General features: G+C 64.4%; 17 protein-coding genes. 13 read left to right on the top strand and 4 right to left on the bottom strand.

The window, feature by feature from the left end; all coding sequences use genetic code 11:
• Positions 1-127 precede the first annotated feature (127 nt).
• The 6 genes from AC1ME3_RS16540 to AC1ME3_RS16515 are packed head-to-tail and all read left to right on the top strand — an operon-like array spanning position 128 to position 5,986.
• On the top strand, positions 128-2,641 hold the full coding sequence (locus AC1ME3_RS16540; RefSeq protein WP_480954046.1) for a TonB-dependent receptor: 2,514 nt from the start codon (positions 128-130) through the stop codon (positions 2,639-2,641).
• Entirely contained in the window at positions 2,641-3,090 is a 450-nt protein-coding gene (locus tag AC1ME3_RS16535) for a MaoC family dehydratase (protein ID WP_353454101.1), read from the top strand. The genes AC1ME3_RS16540 and AC1ME3_RS16535 overlap by 1 nt, the downstream gene beginning before the upstream one ends.
• Complete coding sequence (locus tag AC1ME3_RS16530) at positions 3,087-3,608, top strand: MaoC family dehydratase (protein ID WP_480954045.1); 522 nt, start codon at positions 3,087-3,089, stop codon at positions 3,606-3,608. Before AC1ME3_RS16535 ends, AC1ME3_RS16530 begins: the two co-directional genes overlap by 4 nt.
• A gap of 5 nt (positions 3,609-3,613) precedes the next feature.
• Positions 3,614-4,024 (top strand): Zn-ribbon domain-containing OB-fold protein, encoded by a 411-nt coding sequence (locus tag AC1ME3_RS16525; RefSeq protein WP_480955861.1) that lies wholly within the window; start codon positions 3,614-3,616, stop codon positions 4,022-4,024.
• On the top strand, positions 4,021-5,214 hold the full coding sequence (locus AC1ME3_RS16520) for a lipid-transfer protein (protein WP_480954044.1): 1,194 nt from the start codon (positions 4,021-4,023) through the stop codon (positions 5,212-5,214). Before AC1ME3_RS16525 ends, AC1ME3_RS16520 begins: the two co-directional genes overlap by 4 nt.
• A 10-nt stretch (positions 5,215-5,224) precedes the next feature.
• Positions 5,225-5,986: an SDR family NAD(P)-dependent oxidoreductase gene (locus tag AC1ME3_RS16515; protein ID WP_333929769.1), complete on the top strand. Its 762-nt coding sequence runs from the start codon at positions 5,225-5,227 to the stop codon at positions 5,984-5,986.
• A 16-nt stretch (positions 5,987-6,002) separates the two neighbouring features.
• Here AC1ME3_RS16515 and AC1ME3_RS16510 read toward each other — a convergent pair whose 3' ends face one another.
• Both AC1ME3_RS16510 and AC1ME3_RS16505 read right to left on the bottom strand, forming a co-directional pair.
• On the bottom strand, positions 6,003-6,932 hold the full coding sequence (locus tag AC1ME3_RS16510; RefSeq protein ID WP_353444269.1) for an alpha/beta hydrolase: 930 nt from the start codon (positions 6,930-6,932) through the stop codon (positions 6,003-6,005).
• Positions 6,925-8,541 (bottom strand): flavin-containing monooxygenase, encoded by a 1,617-nt coding sequence (locus AC1ME3_RS16505; protein ID WP_480954043.1) that lies wholly within the window; start codon positions 8,539-8,541, stop codon positions 6,925-6,927. The genes AC1ME3_RS16510 and AC1ME3_RS16505 overlap by 8 nt, the downstream gene beginning before the upstream one ends.
• Positions 8,542-8,723: 182 nt before the next feature.
• Here AC1ME3_RS16505 and AC1ME3_RS16500 point away from each other — a divergent pair, with 182 nt between their 5' ends.
• The 4 genes from AC1ME3_RS16500 (at position 8,724) to AC1ME3_RS16485 (ending at position 13,351) form a co-directional block, all read left to right on the top strand.
• The gene (locus AC1ME3_RS16500; protein WP_480954042.1) at positions 8,724-10,481 is read left to right on the top strand and encodes a class I adenylate-forming enzyme family protein; all 1,758 of its coding nucleotides are present in this window, start codon (positions 8,724-8,726) and stop codon (positions 10,479-10,481) included.
• Positions 10,478-11,251: an SDR family oxidoreductase gene (locus AC1ME3_RS16495; RefSeq protein ID WP_480954041.1), complete on the top strand. Its 774-nt coding sequence runs from the start codon at positions 10,478-10,480 to the stop codon at positions 11,249-11,251. The genes AC1ME3_RS16500 and AC1ME3_RS16495 overlap by 4 nt, the downstream gene beginning before the upstream one ends.
• 67 nt (positions 11,252-11,318) lie before the next feature.
• The gene (locus tag AC1ME3_RS16490) at positions 11,319-11,972 is read left to right on the top strand and encodes a TetR/AcrR family transcriptional regulator (protein WP_353444265.1); all 654 of its coding nucleotides are present in this window, start codon (positions 11,319-11,321) and stop codon (positions 11,970-11,972) included.
• A 311-nt stretch (positions 11,973-12,283) separates the two neighbouring features.
• Positions 12,284-13,351 (top strand): serine hydrolase domain-containing protein, encoded by a 1,068-nt coding sequence (locus AC1ME3_RS16485; RefSeq protein WP_480954040.1) that lies wholly within the window; start codon positions 12,284-12,286, stop codon positions 13,349-13,351.
• Between the two features lie 133 nt (positions 13,352-13,484).
• On the opposite strand, the gene AC1ME3_RS16480 is transcribed toward AC1ME3_RS16485, so the two are convergent.
• Positions 13,485-14,642, bottom strand: a complete 1,158-nt coding sequence (locus AC1ME3_RS16480) for a S41 family peptidase (protein ID WP_480954039.1) — start codon at positions 14,640-14,642, stop codon at positions 13,485-13,487.
• 208 nt (positions 14,643-14,850) lie between these two features.
• Between AC1ME3_RS16480 and tnpA the strand changes: the two genes are divergently transcribed.
• The 3 genes from tnpA to tnpC all read left to right on the top strand — a co-directional run bounded on the left by tnpA (position 14,851) and on the right by tnpC (position 17,208).
• The gene (gene tnpA, locus AC1ME3_RS16475) at positions 14,851-15,249 is read left to right on the top strand and encodes an IS66-like element accessory protein TnpA (RefSeq protein WP_480954038.1); all 399 of its coding nucleotides are present in this window, start codon (positions 14,851-14,853) and stop codon (positions 15,247-15,249) included.
• On the top strand, positions 15,246-15,593 hold the full coding sequence (tnpB, locus tag AC1ME3_RS16470; RefSeq protein ID WP_031439429.1) for an IS66 family insertion sequence element accessory protein TnpB: 348 nt from the start codon (positions 15,246-15,248) through the stop codon (positions 15,591-15,593). Before tnpA ends, tnpB begins: the two co-directional genes overlap by 4 nt.
• Positions 15,594-15,654: 61 nt before the next feature.
• Positions 15,655-17,208, top strand: coding sequence for an IS66 family transposase (gene tnpC / locus AC1ME3_RS16465; RefSeq protein ID WP_480954037.1), 1,554 nt, complete (start codon positions 15,655-15,657; stop codon positions 17,206-17,208).
• Positions 17,209-17,338: 130 nt separating this feature from the next.
• On the opposite strand, the gene AC1ME3_RS16460 is transcribed toward tnpC, so the two are convergent.
• Positions 17,339-18,148: an AraC family transcriptional regulator gene (locus AC1ME3_RS16460; protein WP_480954036.1), complete on the bottom strand. Its 810-nt coding sequence runs from the start codon at positions 18,146-18,148 to the stop codon at positions 17,339-17,341.
• Positions 18,149-18,162 lie beyond the last annotated feature (14 nt).

Here is an 18,162-nt window from a genome sequence, read left to right as displayed (position 1 = left end):
GCACGATGACCGGACTTGTGCAATTCGTCAACGCATGCATTGACAACCGTCAAGGCCTGCGTCAGTTTTACCGTAGCGACTGCCCCAGCGAGGGCGGCGTGGCGAGGATGCAAACAGGAGGCTGACGATGCGCGGCACGATGAAGCGGGCCCCGATGAGCAGGGCGAAGCTGGCGGGTGGGATCTCGGTACTGGCGCTGCTCGCGCTGCCTGCGACGGCACAGACGGCGCCGGATACGCCCGCGGGGCCGGAAGCGACGGCTGCGCAGACCGAAGCGCGGACCGAACCAGCTTCGACAGGCGATATCGTCGTTACGGCCAGGCGGCGCAGCGAGACGCTGAACACCGTTCCCGTGGTCGTCTCGGTCATCGGCCAGGCGCAGATCGCCAACAACAACGCGACCGACCTCAGCAAGATCGGCGAACTGACGCCGACCGTCATCATCGGCGCGTACAAGTCGAACGGTGGTGGATCGATCGCGATCCGTGGGATCAGCTCGCCCGCCAACCAGGCCGGGTTCGAGCAGGCGGTGTCGGTCGCGATCGACGGCGTGCAGACCAGCGACGGCCGCATCGCACAGCTCGGCATCTTCGACGTCCAACAGGTCGAAGTGCTGAAGGGGCCGCAGGCGTTGCTGTTCGGCAAGAACAACACGGCCGGCGTTATCTCGATCGCGACCGCCGATCCGACGGACCGGTTGGAGATCAGCGGGCGCACGGCGTATGAATTCGTCGGCGACGAGAGCACGACGGATGTCGCGATCTCCGGGCCGCTTTCCGAGACGTTCGGGGCGCGTCTGGCAGTGCGCTATCGCAATCTCGACGGCTGGCTGCGCAATACCGCACAGCCGATCGCGAACCCCTTCTACCGCGCCGCCACCGGCGCCCCGGCGGGGGCGGCACAATTGCCCGGCACCACGGACACGCGGCCGGGCGACAAGGAAATCCTGGCGCGCCTGACGCTGAAAGGCGAGCCTTCGGACAATTTCACGTTCCGGGCCAAATCCTTCTTTGCACGAAACAAGGATGCCGGCCCTGGCACCGCAACGCAGAATATCGGCCCCTGCACGGGCGCGACGCCGCGCATGTACGGTATCGCCGATCCGGCGGCCGACTGCGTGGTCGACAACCGGACGACGATCGGAAACTTGCCCGCCGCGATCTCCACGACGATGCGTGGAGGCAGTGCGGATGGTTCGCCCTACGGCAAACTCACCGTGCTGACGCAAGCGATCGATCTGGGCTGGAAGCTAGGGGCCGTGTCGATCGATACCACGACCGGGTACAACTACACGAAATACCGGTTTTTCTCCGGGCTGGACCAGACGAGCTATTCTCAGCTGGCGTTTTTCAACGAACAGCGTGCCGAGCAATTCTCGCAGGAGCTTCGCGTCACCAGCGACCTGCAAGGCCCTTTTAATTTCATGGCCGGCGGATTTTACCAGACGTCGCGATTGCACGACAACAACGACACCAAGCTGAACGACGGCAACTACAACGCCGCCGCCAACCGCTTCTCGACGTACGAGGATTTCAGCCTCCAGACCGGGAATACGCTGTCGGGGTTCGCGCAGGTTCTGGTTAAGCCGATCCAGACGATCGAGATCGCCGGCGGCGCGCGCTACACGCGGGAGCGCAAGCGGTTCAGCAAGCAGAACCTGTATGGCATCGGCACGTTCAACACGCTGAACACCGTCTATCCAGGATCGAGCCGGGTCGGCTATCTGGAGGGGAGGTTCGAGGACAGCAACGTTTCGCCCGAAGCGACTGTCACATGGCGGCCCGACAGCAGCAAGACGCTATTTATCGCCTACAAGACCGGGTTCAAATCGGGTGGGTTCGGCCTGACCAGTCCGCTCCAGACGGGGACGCGGATCGGCGATACCGACTTCGATTCCGAAAAGGCGCGCGGGTTCGAGGCTGGCGCGAAGGGGCTGTTCCTCAACGGGCGACTGCGCGTCAACGTCGCGGCATTCGCGTACAAGTTCACCGATCTGCAGGTGAACACCTACGACCCCGCCCGCGTCGCCTACACGATCAACAATGCCGGCGAAGTGCGTCAGCGCGGCGGTGAGGCGGAGGTGAACTACTCGCCGTTCCAGGCGCTCACGCTGCACGGTGCGATCGCCTACACGCACAACCGGTTCCGCAATTTCGTCGGGCAATGCTATGGCTACGCCTTCCCGACGGGTACGGTACGCGCGACCGCCACGGCCCCGGCGAACTGTTCGTTCGTCAACGCGACCGCGCTGACCCTGCAGCAGGATTTCAATGGCCGCGCCCCCGCCCGGTCGCCTGATTGGGCCGGAAATGGCGGTGCGGAAGTCACGATTCCGCTCGGCGCCTACAAGCTGGCCGTGACGGGCGACGCTTTCTACAGCGGCAGCTACTTCGCGGCCGAAACGATGGCTCCGTCGACGCTGCAGCGCTCGCTCTGGCGCTTCAACGCGAGCGCGCGCGTCGCCGAGATCGACGATCGCTGGTCGGTGTCGGTGATCGGCCGCAACCTGACCAACAAATATTATTTGCTCTACGCAGCGGACCGCACCGGGGGCGCGAGCGTTCCGGGAGCGATCAGCGAACAGCGTGGTGTCATCGCGCGCGGACGGGAAGTCGCGTTGCAGCTTTCGGGGAAATTCTGATGGATGTGAAGGATCTGCTGATCACGCGCGACACCCCGGTCGGGTACGAACTGCAACCGCTCAAGAAGAAGGCGGCGATCCAGCTGATGGGATCGCGGCTATGGGGACGGTTCAATCCGAACCACTGGGACCCGGTCTATGCCGGCGCAACCGGGCTGAAGGCACCGATCCAGACCGGTGAAATGTCGTCCGCCTATATCGCGGAGATGTGCGTCAACCACTTCGGCGCAGCGATGTTCACCGGTGCGCGCGTCGTGTGCAAATACATCGCCTCGACGCTCGCGAACGAGGTCATCACGACGCACGGCGTGGTCCGCGAAAAGATCGCCAAGGGCGATGGCTTCCGGTTCGTCGTCGATGTCTGGGCGGACAACGAGGAGGGTGAGAAGAAGACGGTCGGCTTCGTCGAAGTCGATGTCGATGTCGACGTGAAGGGAGATCGCGCATGAGCACCGACCAGTTGCGGCCGATGTCCCCGGTCCAGATCGCGCAAACGCGGGACTTTATCGACGGGCTCGAGGCTGGTGCAGCGACCTATTGGGACATGGTCGAGGTCGGCGACGAACTGTCGCGTGAACTGACGATCAGCCCCGAACTCGTGATCCTGTATGCGGACGGCGTGGAGGATTTCAATCCGTGGTACGAAGGCTGGCGGATGAACAGCTGGACGATACCCGGCGAATCTCCGTTCGGCGGTGCGATCGTGCCGCCGTTGCTGGTCTCGCATTTCGTGCTGTCGGTGCAGTTCGATCACACCAGGCCGTTTGCGATCGGATCGATCCACACCAATCACGATTCCGAGATCGTGGCGCCGATCCCGGTCGGCGCGACGGTACGGATCACGACGCGCGCCACCGAAAAATACGTGAAGCGGGAGCGGCGGTATGTACGGCATTCGGTGACGGTCGAGGACGTCGCGAACGGCACGCTCTATTTCCGCGAGACGCGGGATATCCTGTCGCTGTGAGCGCGATGGTCGCAGACGGGCTGTTCGAGCTTCACGGCGACGAACCGCGGTTGATCGGTACGCGGTGTGCTGCGTGCGGCACGGTGTATTTCCCGCAGGCGCCGAGTTGTCGAAACCCCGACTGCCGGGAAAAGACCGTCGAGCGCGCGGTCCTGCCGACCCGCGGTGTCCTTGTGAGCTACACCGTGCAGCGTTACCAGCCGCCGGCGCTGTTCCGGATCGACGATTGGCAGCCTTACGCGATCGGGCTGGTTGACCTCGGCGACGGGCTGGAGGTGATGGGCATGCTTTCGGGATTTGCGCTCGACGGGATCGCGATCGGAACGCGTGTGCGGCTGGTCGCCGAGTCGCTATATGCAGATGCGGAGCGGGGCCCCATGCTGACCTACAAGTTCGCGCGGGAGATCGACGCATGACCCAGTCCGTCTACGTGCTGGGTGCCGGCGCGCATCCGTGGGGCAAATGGCCGGACAAGCCGCAATTGCAGCTAGCGCTGGAGGCGATCGATCTCGCGCTGGCCGATGCGGGGCTAGGTTGGCCCGACGTGCAGGGTCTCGTCGCAGCGAGTTCGCGGTTCGAGGGCGGCATGGGGTGGGGGCTGCATGCCAACGAGATCGTCCAGGCGGTGGCCGAACAGGGCATCCCGTCCGTCAACGTCGGAGGCGCCTGCGCGGCCGGGGCGATCGCGTTCCACACCGCGCACGCGATGATCGCCAGCGGCGAGCATGAAGTCGTGTGCGTGATCGGTGCCGAGCGGATGCCAAAGGGTTTCATCCCGCGCCCGCCCGGCAGCCAGGACGATATCACGGACAGCGACTACCTGCGCTGGGTGGCAATGGGCGCGACCAATCCCGCGTATTGGGCGATCGAGGCACGGCGGCGGATGCATGAGCTCGGCACCAGTGAAGAGACTCTTGCGCGTGCCGCGGTGCTGATGCGGCGGAATGCTACGGGGAATCGCTTAGCTCGGTTCCGCAAGGAAACGACTGTCGACGAAGTTCTCGCATCTCCGATGGTCGCCGATCCGCTTCATCTGCTTCAGATATGCCCGGTCAGCGACGGTGCAGCGGCCATCATCCTTGGCAGCGAGGCGTGGATGAAGCGGACCGGACGCCTTGCCGTAAAGGTCGCGGGGTGCGCGATCGCAACGGGCAGTTTCGGCGATCCCGGCCGTCGCATTCCAACGATCGCCTCGAGCGTGCGTGCGGGCGTCACGCATACCAGCGAAGTCGGCAACGCGGTCGCGCGGGCCTGTGCGATGGCGGGGATCGGGCCCGAAGACGTCGACATGCTCGAAATGGCCGACAACACCGCATGGCACATCCTCGCCTGGCCAGAGCAATTCGGATTCTATGAGGCGGGCAAGGGCGACTGGATGCTCGAGAACGGTGAACTCGACATCGGCGGGACATTGCCGATCAACCCGAGTGGCGGGTTCCTGTCGTTCGGCGAGGCGACCACCGCGCAGGCCGTGCTGCAGATCTGCGAACTGACATGGCAGTTGCGAGGCCAAGCCGAAGGGCATCAGGTTCCCGGTGCGCGCATCGGCATGTCCGCGGTACTGGGGCTCGGCGCGAACGGCGGCTCGGTCATCCTGAAGGCGTGAGGACAAGACTATGCGAATGACGGACATTGCCGCGATCGTGACGGGTGGCGCGTCGGGACTCGGCGAGGCGACGGCGGCCATGCTGGCAACAGCGGGCGCGCGCGTGACAATCTTCGATCTGAACGCCGAGATCGTTGAGGCGACCGCCACGAGGATCGGCGGACGGTTCGCGCGTGTCGACGTCACCGACGATCAGGGCGTGGCGGATGCGCTGGCCGAGGCGGAACAGGCGCACGGCGTCGCGCGCGTTCTGATCAATTGCGCAGGCATCGCGCCGGCGGTGAAGACGGTCGGCAAGGACGGGACGCCGCATCCGCTCGACCTGTTCCGCAAGACGGTCGAGATCAATCTCGTCGGCAGCTTCAACATGATCTCGAAATTCGCCGCGCGTCTGGCGGCGGCCGAACCGATCGGCGAGGAGCGCGGGGTGATCGTCAACACCGCATCGGTCGCGGCGTACGACGGGCAGGTCGGGCAGGTGGCCTATGCTGCATCGAAGGGTGGCATCGTCGGGCTGACATTGCCCGTGGCGCGCGACCTAGCGCAGCACCGGATTCGCGTGATGACGATCGCGCCGGGCATCTTCCTAACGCCGATGCTGATGGGATTGCCGCAAGCCGCGCAGGATTCGCTCGGGACTCAAGTGCCGCATCCGTCGCGGCTCGGGCGTCCGGAGGAATATGCGCAGCTGGTGGCGTCGATCATCGCCAATCCGATGCTTAACGGCGACGTTATCCGCCTCGACGGTGCGATCCGGATGGCCCCACGCTGATCTAGGAGGCGCTGATCTAGGGGCCGCCGATCTGGGACGCGGCGATCCGTGCGGCAGCAAACGCGATCGCTTCGTTGGCAACGGGTGTCAGTTGCGGCAGACCGGCAAAACCATGGATCATACCCGGATACCTACGCAGCGCGACGTCGACCTCCGCGTCACCCAATCGCCGAGCGAGCGCTTCGCCCTCGTCGCGTAGCGGGTCGAACTGTGCGGTGACGATCGTTGTCGCCGGCAGCCGCTGCAAATCGGCGCGCGTCAGATCGAATGACGGATCCGCCCCGCCGTCGCCGCGATACGCGTCCCACGCCCATTCGAGGAACGAGGCCGTCAGCATATAGCCTTGCGCGAACTGCACCGCCGAAGCGCTGTCGCTCGCAGGATCGAGCAACGGGTAGATCAGGCCGATATGGTCGAGCGGGACACCCTCATCGCGGCAGCGCAGCGCGAGGCCGAGTGCGATATGGCCGCCCGCACTGTCGCCAGCAACGGCGATGCGATCGGAATAGAGGTCGAGCAGCCGAGCCTCTGCTCGAAGCCATTCGAGTGCTGCCTGCGCGTCGTCGAGTGCAGCGGGGAAGTGGTGTTCGGGGGCCAGCCGATAATCGACCGCGACGACCGTCCGGCCGCTCGCATAGGCGAGTGTCCGGCACATTGCATCGTGCGTGTCGAGGTTGCCAAGGATGAAGCCGCCGCCGTGGCAGAACAGGATTGCTGCGGTTCGATCGAGCGTCGGGCGATAGACCCGCACCGGGATCGGTCCACCCGGCCCGGGGACGACGTGATCAACCGTCGACGCTATGAAGGGCTTCGGAGCGCGCGCCTGGAACGCGTTCGCGGCCCGGCGTAGATCGGTGAGGGACACATGCGGCGGTGGCCGGCGCAACGCCATTCGCGGGTCCGCGAGTAGTGTGTCGAATGCCGGATCGGGGGCGTCGTCAGGCATCGGCGTGCTGGCCGACCGTGCGCAGCGTCAGCCCTTCATACCCCTTGGCCGCGGTCTTCTCCAGGATGCGGCGATACCCGCGGACGCCCCCGGAATACGGCATGAAGACGCGCGGCTTCCCCGGCATTTCGGCGCCCAGATAATAGGACGGCGTCTTCGGGTAGAGGGTTTCCTGCGCCCGCTTGTTCACATGCGCGACCCAGTCGCGTTCGGCCTGCTCGGTCGCCTCGATCTCGTTTATTCCGTCACGCCGGCAATGGTCGAACAACGCGACTAGCCAGTCGACCTGCTCCTCGGTCGACAGCAATACGTTGCTCAGCAATGACGGGCTGCCCGGTCCGACGATCACGAACATGTTGGGGAAGCCGTGCACCCCGATCCCGAGAAAGCTGACCGGCCCCGCCGACCATTTCTCACGCAACGTGCACCCGCCGCGACCGACGATCTCCGGCTTCAGCAGCGATCCGGTAAATGCGTCGAACCCGGTCGCGTAGATGACGATGTCGAACGGATATTCGGCATCTCTGGTCCGGATGCCGTGCTCGGTAAAGCGCTCGATCGGGGTTTCGCTGATGTCGACGAGCGAAACATTGGGCCGGTTGAACGCCGTGAAATATCCGCTGTCGACCGAAGGGCGGCGCGTTCCGAACGGGAAGTCGCCTGGCGTGAGCTTTGCGCGCAAGTCTGGATCATGGACCTGTTCGGCGATCTTGCCGCGGATGAACGCCGACGCGGTATCGTTCGATTGCTGGTCGAGCAGGATATCCTTGAACGTCAGTGCAAAGCCGAAGCCTAGCCGGTTCCACGCGGTCTCGAACGCGGCGTTACGCTCCGCTTCCGGCACGTCGATCGCCGCGCGGTTGTCGGGCACGAAGCCGAGACCGCTCGGCGAATTGCGCGCCGCCTCGCGTCGTGCGGGATAGCCAGCCTTCACCGCCTGGTCCTCGGCATCGGTGACCGGTGCATTGGCGGCGGGGATCGAGTAATTCGCAGTGCGCTGGAAGACGGTGAGATGTGCTGCGTCGCTGGCGATCACCGGCGTCATCTGAACGCCCGATGATCCCGTGCCGATGATCGCGACGCGCTTGCCGGCGAAATCGACCTTGTCCTTCGGCCAGCGCGCGCTGGAGATGACGCGCCCGGTAAAGTCGTCCTGACCAGGATATCGCGTATCCTTGGGCGTCGACAATTGTCCCACCGCGAGGATCAGCTTTTCGGCATTCCAGCGTCGCCCGTCGCTCGCCTCGACGATCCAGCGTGCGGTCGCTTCGTCGAACGTTGCGCGTTCCATTCTGGTGCGGAGTTCGATATCGCGACGCAGGTCGAAGCGATCGGCGACGTGGTTGATGTATCGCAGGATCTCGGGCTGCGTCGCGTAGCGTTCGCTCCAGCGCCATTCCTGTTCGAGTTCGGGCGAAAAGCGGTAGGAGTAATCGTAGCTTTCGACGTCGCAGCGCGCGCCGGGATATTGATTGAACTGCCAGACTCCGCCGATATCGTCGCCCGCTTCGAGGACGGCGACCGAGAACCCCTGGGAGCGCAGCGTATGCAACGTGCGCAATCCGCCGAACCCGGCACCGACCACCAATGCGTCAACGAACGTCGTCATGGACCTCTCCTGTGCGCCGGTAATCCCTCATTTCTGCATGCTCGTCAACGGTTGTGTGGAATATTATAGCCATTTGGTTCCATCGCATTCGTCCCGCGAACCTGAGCGATTTTCCACGACTACATTGACGATCGCGTTTGCGCGGGATTAGATTGTGGTCGTCGGCTCGGGTCGACCAAGGATTGACCTCCGGCCGGTATGGCGTCGCGCCGTATCCGGACCGGCAATGGCGAGGTACGCAGGAGATGATGGGTTCGGTCGCCGATCGGCAGCGGGCGTTGCGGGCCGCGATGCCCGTCTGGAAGCCCCGGACGCTGCACGCGGTGCTCGACGATGCGGTTCGCGCGACGCCGGATCGCCCGTTCGTGATCACCGACGACCAAAGCTGGACCTATGCCGAGATGGCCGCTTGGTCGAAGCGGCTCGCGGCCGGGCTGGTCGCGCTCGGCGTTACGCCCGGCGAGAAGGTCGCGCTGGTACTCGCCAATTATCCCGAGTTCGTCGCGATCAGATATGCGGTGTCGCGGATCGGCGCGGTCTGCGTGCCGATCAACATCCTCAATCGCCGCGACGAACTCCGCTATCTGCTCGATCAATCGAATGCGGTGCTGCTCGTCACGATGGACCAGTTTCGCGGCGTCGATTACCTCGACATGCTCGACCAGATCGCGCCGGGATGGGAGAACGCGGGCGGAGGCGATGGTTTGCCGAACCTACGCCACGTCGTGGTGCTGCCGACCGGGGAGGCGCCGGATCGTAAATCCGCACGGACGTTCTCGTCGCTTGAGACCAACGACGCCTGGGCGGATATACCGGTCGATCCGCTCGCCGTTTGCGACATCATCTACACCTCGGGCACGACCGGACCGCCAAAGGGCGTGCTGCTGACACACGACATGCTGATGCGTACCGCGTATGGCAGCGCCTATGCGCGTGCGTTCGAGGATGACCGCCGCATCCTGTTCTCGCTGCCGATGTATCATGTGTTCGGCTACGTCGAAGGACTGCTCGCCGTGCCGTTCGTCGGTGGCGCGATCGTGCCGCAGTTGCGCTTCGACGCCGCGGCGACGCTGGAGGCGATCGCCCGGCATCATGCCAGCGATGCCTTGTTGATCCCGGCAATGTCGCTCGCGGTGCTCGATGCGGCGGGGGCAGGGACGTACGACCTGTCGCGATGGCATTCGGTGCTGGCATCGGGCGGACGCGCACCCGAACGCGTCTGGCAGGGGATCCGCGAGGTGCTGGGGGTGGACGAGATCACCACCGGCTACGGCATGACCGAGACGACCGCGTCGACCACGGTCACCCGTCCCGACGATCCGGTCGAGCGGTTGCTGACCACCAACGGCCGCCAGCGTGACGTCGGCGTCGCCGGCGATCCGAAGGACGGCGGGCGGCTCGTCACCTACCGCGTCGTCGATCCCGGCACGGGTACGTTCCTGGACAATGGCGAGACCGGCGAACTCGTCGCCAAGGGCTACGGCGTGACGCCCGGCTATTACAACAATTCCAAGGCGACGGCGGCGGCCTTCGATGCCGAGGGCTGGTTGCGCACCGGCGATCTGGGCCGGATCGACGACGACGGCTACATCACGCTGCTGGGCCGCACCAAAGAGTCCTACCGCTGCGGCGGCGAACAGGTGCTGCCGACCGAGATCGAGGATCTGCTGACGACGCATGTCGACGTGGCGCAGGCGCATGTCGTGCCGATCCCTGACGAACGGATGGGCGAAGTCGGCGTGGCGTTCGTCGTCGCGCGGCCGGGCGCGACGCTCGATCGATCCGAGTTGCAGCGCCTGATCGCCGACCGTCTCGCGCGCTACAAGGTACCGCGACACATCCTGCTCGTCGATGCGGCAGCCATACCGATCACTGCGTCCGGCCGGGCGCGCAAATTCCTGCTGACCGAACAGGCCCTGCATATCCTGGAGCTGCCATGACGACGATCTTCACTGCCCCCGACCGTAAGATCGCGATCGTCACCGGCGGCGCGCGGGGCATCGGGGCGGCGATTGCCACGCGGCTTGCGGCAGAGGGCCACGACGTTGCGGTGTTCGATCTGGACGCCGACGCCTGCGCCGAGACGGTCGGCCGGATCGAGGCGACCGGACACCGCGCGCTGGCGGTCGCCGTCGACGTATCGAACGAGGATGCGGTCGTCGCTGGAGTTGCGCGCGTCGTCGAGAAACTCGGTGCGCCCACAATCCTCGTCAACAATGCCGGCATCCTCCGCGATCGGACGCTGGCGAAGATGACGCTGGACGATTGGGAGGTCGTGATGGCGGTAAACCTCCGCTCGGTCTTCTTGATGTGCCGCGCGGTGCAGCCGCATATGCGCGCCGCGCGCTGGGGTCGGATCGTCAATCTGTCGAGCATCGCCGCGCTCGGCGTGGTCGGCGAGGCGAACTATGCGGCCGCAAAGGCCGGGGTTCAGGGCATCACGCGGACATTGGCGATCGAACTCGGCCGTCACGGCATCACCGCCAACGCGGTCGCCCCCGGTTTCGTCGTTACCGACATGACGCGTGCGGTTGCCGCACGCATGAACATGCCGTTCGAGGATATGGTGACCGAGATGATGACCGGGATCCATGTCGGGCGCCCCGGCGTGCCCGACGACATCGCGCAGGCGGTCGCGTTCTTCGTCGACGAACGGTCCGGCTTCGTGACGGGGCAGGTGCTCTACGTCGCCGGCGCGCCAAGGGGGTGACGCCGCCCGCCCTCGCCAAGCGCGACGCGAGCCCTTAGTCCGGCATCTCGTATCAAAAGGCATCAGAGTGGCAAAGCAACCATCGTTGATCGGCAAGCGACGGTCCGCCGCGGGTAAGGAGCCGCGCGAGTCCTATCAAAACCGCCGCCAGGAAATCTCCGAGGCGGCGATCCGCGTCTTCCACCGGCTCGGCTACAGCGCCGCGAGCGTCAGCGCGGTCGCGGCCGAACTCGGCGTCGATCGCGCAACGCTGTATTATTATTTCTCGTCCAAGGAGCAGATGTTCGACGAGATCGTCCGCACGGTCCTGGAAAGCAACGACGAACTGGCGCGCCGCATCGCCGACAGTCCGATCAGTCCGGCGCGCAAGCTGCGCGAGCTGATCACCGCGTTGATGAACTCCTACGGCTCCAATTATCCGCTTCTGTATATTTATATCCGCGAGGACCTGACGCATGTCAGCGACACCCGATCGAGCTGGTCCGAACACATGCGGCAGCTCAATCGCAACATCGAGCAGTCGGTGATCGACATCGTCGAGCAGGGCTATGCCGACAAGAGCTTTCGCCGGGTCGGGGTGCCGCGGATCGTCGCGTACGGGATCCTCGGCATGCTCAACTGGTCGCACCGCTGGTACAAGCCGGATCGTGGCGCATCCGCGGACGAGATCGGCAAGGTGTTTGCCGAGATGATCCTGAGCGGGCTCGAATCGCCCTATTGACTGCGCCACGCCAGGCGGAGTCGTGAAAATCGTACATCTATGATGAAATTAACATACTCAACGTGCGTTGTTTGAAAGAACGAATGGACGAATGACCGAACTTGGCAAGCGATATACGCGTGGCGAATGTCCGGGTGTGGGTCGTCGCTGACGCGGATCGATCGACGATTTCCCGCGGCGGTGGTCTCAGCTAGCCTAGTCGCGCCGAACCTGTATGCCAGTAAGTAGGTCGCTGACGGGAGTTGATAATGAATTTGGTGTCCAGGCGGACGATGCTCGCTGCCCCGTGCTTCGGGACGCTCGCCCTAGCCATGGCGGCAGATGCAAAAACCGCGACGACACCCGGCATGCTTGCCAACATGTCCACCTGGATGGGCCTGGCGTCCGTACCGGGCGCGAGCTGGGCAATGCTGGACCGCTCCGGCGCCATCTCGTCTGGTGCGGTCGGCTACGCAAAGGCTAATGCGGTGCCCGCGACACCTGATACATTGTTCGAAGCAGCATCGCTGTCGAAGGTGGTTCTGGCGGTCGCGGTTCATGACATGGTGCGGGAGGGCTTGATCGACCTCGACCGTCCGGTGGCGGAGCATGTCGCGTTCACGGATGATGCTGCAACGCGATCGATTACGCCTCGCCACCTGCTCTCCCACTCTAGTGGCTTGCCTAATTGGCGTGACGAAGCGGGCGAGCCGTTAACAGCCGCGTTCCCTTCCGGCACGCGATTTCGCTACTCTGGCGAGGGCTTCGTCCTGCTTGGCCGGTTGGTCGAGGCAGTTACAGGACAGACCGCCGCGCAGGTGGTTAAAACGCGGGTCCTGCGACCGGCGGGAATGAGCCGAAGCACCTATGGATGGGCAAGGGGCACCGAGCCGGCAGTCGCGTGGGCGCACGACGGAGGTGGAGGTGTACTCATCGACAAAGGCCCGGCAGGCTATGCGATGCGTCGCGATGCTGGCCCGCCGAAACCAGTCGACCGGTGGACGCTAGGCGAACGGGAGAAAGCGGCCGTCGCACTTGGCAAACCGGCAATGCCAATATTCATGATGCCCAACATGGCGGCCGGATTGTGGACCACCGCCAGCGACTACGCGCGGTTCCTGGCTTTCGCACAGCGCTATCCGGGGCTCTCGACGAAGACCACTCGAGTGAAGGGAACACTCGACTGGGGGCTAGGCTGGGGAATGGAGAGTGACGGTGGGCGGCGTTTCGCTTGGCACTGGGGCACCAACGACGGCGTCGCGAACCTATTCGTGGTGGACCTCGTGTCGGGCCTGGCGATCGTGGTCCTTACCAATGGCGATGCTGGGCGTAAGGTATACGAGCGTGCTGCCCGCACTGTCTTCGCACGCGAGTTCGATGCGTTCGCCTGGCTGAAGTGACCTCTGCCGGCCCATTCGGCTCTACTTGCGGTATGGAGAGGGCCAGCCGCTTTAAAGTCGCAACCCTGTCGCCACGCGCATCTTAGTCGGCTTCTGGAGTATGAAAGAGACGCTCTCAATGGCCGGGGATGGGTCACGCTGATCGCAGATAGCGTATTGCAGCCTCCAAAATGTCGTCGCCCATGAGGACAGGTACATCGGGTTCCAGTTCCCATCTGGGTTTATCCTGGACGTCGTAAACTGGCTCTGCTGAGTATTGCAGCGCCAGACCAGTGCGGTCGAGCCGTAACGGAAAGACCGCGGCACCTACCCGCATCATTGGCGTTCCTACGATAGCCGCACGCCCGAGACCACGCATGCCCATGGGAAAGCCTTCCGCCATGCTGGCGCTCCACCGCGTTGTGAGGACAGCGACCCTACCGGTGTAGGTAAAGGGGCCCTGCGGCTCGACGGTCTCTGTCCAGGCAGCACTCAGTCGGTTGCCGTCGCGCCTGCGCATGCGGGCATAGGGCATCGTCTCGGTGATAAATCGCCCCATGATCGGGCGGGCGACCGCGGTGTCGCCGCCGCCATTCTGACGAACATCGATGATGAGTCCGGGGGCATTCCGGAAACTTGCCAGCGCCGCGTCGAAGGCCTTCACAACCGCATCGTCAGCAAAGCTGCGAACGACGATGCAACCAATGCCATGAGCTAACATCCGGCTCTCGACATTGGGGAGCGTAACAGGTTGCTTCACGCGAACGGGAACGACGTGTTCCGAACCTGGGGTCGACCGCACCGTTAACGTCCTTGGCATGCCGCGCCGCCCCGATACCGCCACGTTAAGCGCAAACGCCGTTGCCGCTGGATCTGGACGGCTAAGACACCGCGGTATTATGTCCGAGGCGATCTGCCCAATCGGCCGGCCGTCGATCGCCAATACGCTGTGCCCTGGCGTAATGCCCGCATCCGCTGCGGGCGATCCATCGCGAACGCTTGTGACAAACGCCGTACCATCGCGGTTGGGTTCGACCCACAGATCAAAATATGGCCCGCGCGCCGCATCCGGTGCCGGATCATTCAAGTGGGTGTGCGCGTCGTACAGTTCGCCGATCACCCGGCCAACAACGCCGGCGAACGCTTCGGACGATTGGGCGGCAGCGGCGAGCGGGCGATACATTCGCCTTACTGCTCTCCAGTCGGTGCGTTTCTCCCCGAAATAGCAGTAGCGCTCGTCCAGTGTCCGCCAGAGCTCGTCGAAGTCCTCGACATAGGTCACGTCATGAGCCGGCTCTCCCGCCTGGGCCATACCCGGCGGGAATGCCGCAGCCGTACCCAGGGCGATACCAGCCTGAAGCAGCGAGCGACGGGTCATGGGGTGGGTAAGCGCGGTCTGAGGGCCGCCTTGTAGGCGGAGCGTTCAACGGGTTGATGGCAGCTCTTTGAACGGGGCCGTGATGTCGGACGAGACTATCGAACCAGCTGCAGATGTAGCGAGTAGTCATACGACCGGTCGTATGAGTGGTCGTATCGAGATTGTCGGGCGGGTGTCGGGCCGGCGCCGCTGGACGGTCGAGGAGAAGCTGGCGATCCTGCGCGATGCGTTTGGGCCGGATGGGTCGGTCCGGGCGGCGGTCGAGCGTCACGAGGTCGGCAGCGGCGCGATCTACACCTGGCGGCGCCAGGCGATGTCGGGTGCACTGAGCGGAGTGCCGGTCCGGCCTCAGACCGCATTTGCCGAAGTCCAAATCAGCGAGCCGCCCATGATGCTGCCGGCGCCGCCCGTCGAGGCGCCAGCGGACGCCCGGACCGCGGGACAGATCGGCATAGAGCTGCCTTCGGGTGTGCGACTGACCGTCGACGGCACGGTCGACGCCGAGGCGCTGTCGCGCGTGATCGGCGTGCTGACCCGATGATCCCGCAGCCGACATCGACGCGGATATTCCTGGCGTGCGGCGTCACCGACATGCGCAAGGGCTTCGATGGCCTGGCGGTATTGGTGCAGCAGGTGCTCCGGGAGAAACCACATTCCGGTGCGCTGTTCGCGTTCCGTGGCAAGCGCGGCGACCTGATCAAATTGCTGTGGTTCGACGGTCAGGGACTCTGCTTGTTTTCGAAGCGGATGGACCGGGGGCGTTTCGTCTGGCCGGTGACCGCGACAGGCACAGTGGCGCTGACATCGGCGCAGGTGTCGATGCTTCTGGAGGGCATCGACTGGCGCCGCCCAGAGCGGACATGGGCACCAACATTGGCCGGCTGAAAACATAGCTTTTCCGCCATTTTTGCTCGTGTGAGAGTGCGCGAACTGCTATGAAAATGAGGTGTCGCAAGCATCTCTTGCCCCATCTGATGCCGAGGCGCGGATCGCCGTGCTGGAGGCCTCGCTCGCCCGAGCCAATGCAGCACTTGCCGCCCGCGACCTGCTCATCGAGACACTGCGTGGACAGATCGCTCGGCTGCGGCGGATGCAGTTTGGCGCATCCTCCGAGAAGTTGACGCGCGAGATCGCCCAGCTCGAACTCGCACTTGAGGAACTGGAAACCGAGAGCGCAGTCCCGGAGACCGGCGCGGTCTTGTCAGACACGCCCGTGCGGCCGGCACCAGTCCGTGCGTTGCCCGACCACCTGCCACGCGCGGAGGTCGTCCACGAACCCGCCTCCGGCGCCTGCACATGCCCGGACTGTGGCGGTGCGCTACGCCGTCTCGGGCAGGACGCCCATGAGATGCTCGATGTCCTGCCGGTGCACTGGCGCGTGGTGCGGAACGTCCGACCGAAATACAGCTGCCGGACGTGTGAGAAGATCGTCCAGGCGGCTGCCCCGGTGAAGGCAGTCGCACGCGGAAAGGCGACATTCGCAACGCTGGCCCATGTCGTCGTCTCGAAGTTCGAACATCACCTGCCGCTTTATCGGCAGTCCGAGATGATGGCGGCCCAAGGCTTGGACATCGACCGCTCGACGCTGGCGGGCTGGGTCGGTCATGCAGCCGCGCTGCTTGACCCCATCGTCAGTCGCATCCGCGAGGAAGTGCTGAAAGGCGACAAGATCCACGCGGACGACACGCCAGTCCCGGTGCTCGACCCAGGCCGCGGACGCACCGCGACCGGGCAACTATGGGTCTATGCAGTCGATGACCGCGCCTCCGGTAACACGGCTCCGCCAGCGACATGGTATCGCTTCACGACCGACCGTACCGGTGCACATCCGCAAGCCCATCTCGCCGGATTTCGAGGCTTCCTCCAGGCCGACGCCTATGCCGGTTACGACGGGCTCTATCGAAACGGCGCCACCGAAGTCGCATGCTGGGCCCATTTCAGGCGCAAGGTGTTCGATCTGCACGAGCGGGTTGCCACGCCGCTGACCACCGACATTCTTGAACGCATTGGTACCTTGTACGGCATAGAAGCCGAGGTCCGCGGCAGGCCGCCTGACGTGCGGCTGGCGGCGCGGCAGAACCGGACGAAGCCGCTAGTCGATGCGCTGCGCGAGGCACTGGACGCAGCACTGCGCCGCCTGTCGTCAAAGTCCGACATGGCCAAGGCTATCGCCTATGGCACGAAGCGATGGCTCGCACTGTGTCGCTTCCTCGATGACGGGCGCCTGGAGATCGACAACAACATCGCCGAACGCGCGTTGCGCGGCGTTGCCGTCGGACGGCGAAACTGGCTGTTCGCTGGTTCGAAAACGGGCGGCGAGCGCGCCGCGGCGATCTACACCGTCATCCAGACCTGCAAGGCCAACGGCGTCGACCCGCAGGCCTACATCGCCGACGTCACTGGGAAGATCGCAGCGGATTGGCCGGCCGCGCGATGGGACGAACTTATGCCCTGGAACTGGTCCGCGCAAACCGCAGAGCGAGTGGCGCAAGCCGCGTAATCTGCGGCCTGCCGGCCACGCTTACTGGGGTGGTGCATGTGATAGGCTTTCGCTGGTGGTCTTCCATGCGGTTAGCTGAAGGAAATCTCGCCGCCTTGAACGATATTGCTGTCGCGCGAACGGTGCGAGCTTACCTGTTTGCGTAGCGTGCCGGCGATACACCGACGATACGCTGGAATTGCCGTGTGAGATGGCTTTGATCGGCAAAGCCGACATTAAGCGCAACCTCCGCGATTGGCTGACCTGCCAACAGCAGGCGTCGTGCTGCGACGATGCGGCACTGATTGCGGTACGCAAGGGGGGTGATCCCGACTGCCTTGCGGAAACTACGCGCAAGATGGAAGACGCTGATCCCGGATACGGTCGAGAGCGTGCCCAGCCCAAAGCCGTCGGCGAAGTGGGCGTCGATGTAGCTTCGAGCGCGCGCAACGGCATCGCTGGATACGCGGGTGTCATCCGACGATTGTTTCACCTGGTCGGCGAACAGGACCCCAGCCAAATCGGCGAGCGCGCTTTCCTGTTCCAATCGCCCCGCGTCGTCGCGACACAATAAAGTGTGCGCATCAGCAACGATGGAGTGAGACCGATCGCCAGCCAACACGGGGGAGTCAAACCGCGGCGCGTTCAGGCGCGCGGCGATGTAGGGACGTATCGCTTCGTCGGGGATGTACGCGACGCGATAGCGTAAGGTCTCACCTCCCGTCGTTCGGTTGGCATGCGGCTGGTCGGGATGAAGACGCAGTACCTGACCTGCCTCGACGTTGTAGGTTCTGCCGCCAACAGCGAGGGCCTCACAGCCTGCCATGACCGCGCCGACTACCCATTCCGCATGGCTGTGCTCGGGAAACGCTCGCTCGTTATACTCGACGGATACGAGTTCGACGCCTGGTAGGTAGGAGGGGCGGGAGAAGTGGGCATCATTTCTTACTGGCTCACTCATGTTAACGCGCCGCC

Source organism: Sphingomonas sp. BL2, assembly GCF_056680015.1.
Note: the sequence above shows the minus strand (reverse complement) of the source record. Positions and strands in the feature narration are given on the sequence as shown.

Bases quoted from the DNA above. Each gene is read 5' to 3' on its own strand.
- AC1ME3_RS16540 (WP_480954046.1), top strand. From the start codon at position 128: ATGCGCGGCACGATGAAGCGGGCCCCGATGAGCAGGGCGAAGCTGGCG.
- AC1ME3_RS16535 (WP_353454101.1), top strand. From the start codon at position 2,641: ATGGATGTGAAGGATCTGCTGATCACGCGCGACACCCCGGTCGGGTAC.
- AC1ME3_RS16530 (WP_480954045.1), top strand. From the start codon at position 3,087: ATGAGCACCGACCAGTTGCGGCCGATGTCCCCGGTCCAGATCGCGCAA.
- AC1ME3_RS16525 (WP_480955861.1), top strand. From the start codon at position 3,614: ATGGTCGCAGACGGGCTGTTCGAGCTTCACGGCGACGAACCGCGGTTG.
- AC1ME3_RS16520 (WP_480954044.1), top strand. From the start codon at position 4,021: ATGACCCAGTCCGTCTACGTGCTGGGTGCCGGCGCGCATCCGTGGGGC.
- AC1ME3_RS16515 (WP_333929769.1), top strand. From the start codon at position 5,225: ATGCGAATGACGGACATTGCCGCGATCGTGACGGGTGGCGCGTCGGGA.
- AC1ME3_RS16510 (WP_353444269.1), bottom strand. From the start codon at position 6,932: ATGCCTGACGACGCCCCCGATCCGGCATTCGACACACTACTCGCGGAC.
- AC1ME3_RS16505 (WP_480954043.1), bottom strand. From the start codon at position 8,541: ATGACGACGTTCGTTGACGCATTGGTGGTCGGTGCCGGGTTCGGCGGA.
- AC1ME3_RS16495 (WP_480954041.1), top strand. From the start codon at position 10,478: ATGACGACGATCTTCACTGCCCCCGACCGTAAGATCGCGATCGTCACC.
- AC1ME3_RS16485 (WP_480954040.1), top strand. From the start codon at position 12,284: ATGGCGGCAGATGCAAAAACCGCGACGACACCCGGCATGCTTGCCAAC.
- AC1ME3_RS16480 (WP_480954039.1), bottom strand. From the start codon at position 14,642: ATGGCCCAGGCGGGAGAGCCGGCTCATGACGTGACCTATGTCGAGGAC.
- tnpA (WP_480954038.1), top strand. From the start codon at position 14,851: ATGAGTGGTCGTATCGAGATTGTCGGGCGGGTGTCGGGCCGGCGCCGC.
- tnpB (WP_031439429.1), top strand. From the start codon at position 15,246: ATGATCCCGCAGCCGACATCGACGCGGATATTCCTGGCGTGCGGCGTC.
- AC1ME3_RS16460 (WP_480954036.1), bottom strand. From the start codon at position 18,148: ATGAGTGAGCCAGTAAGAAATGATGCCCACTTCTCCCGCCCCTCCTAC.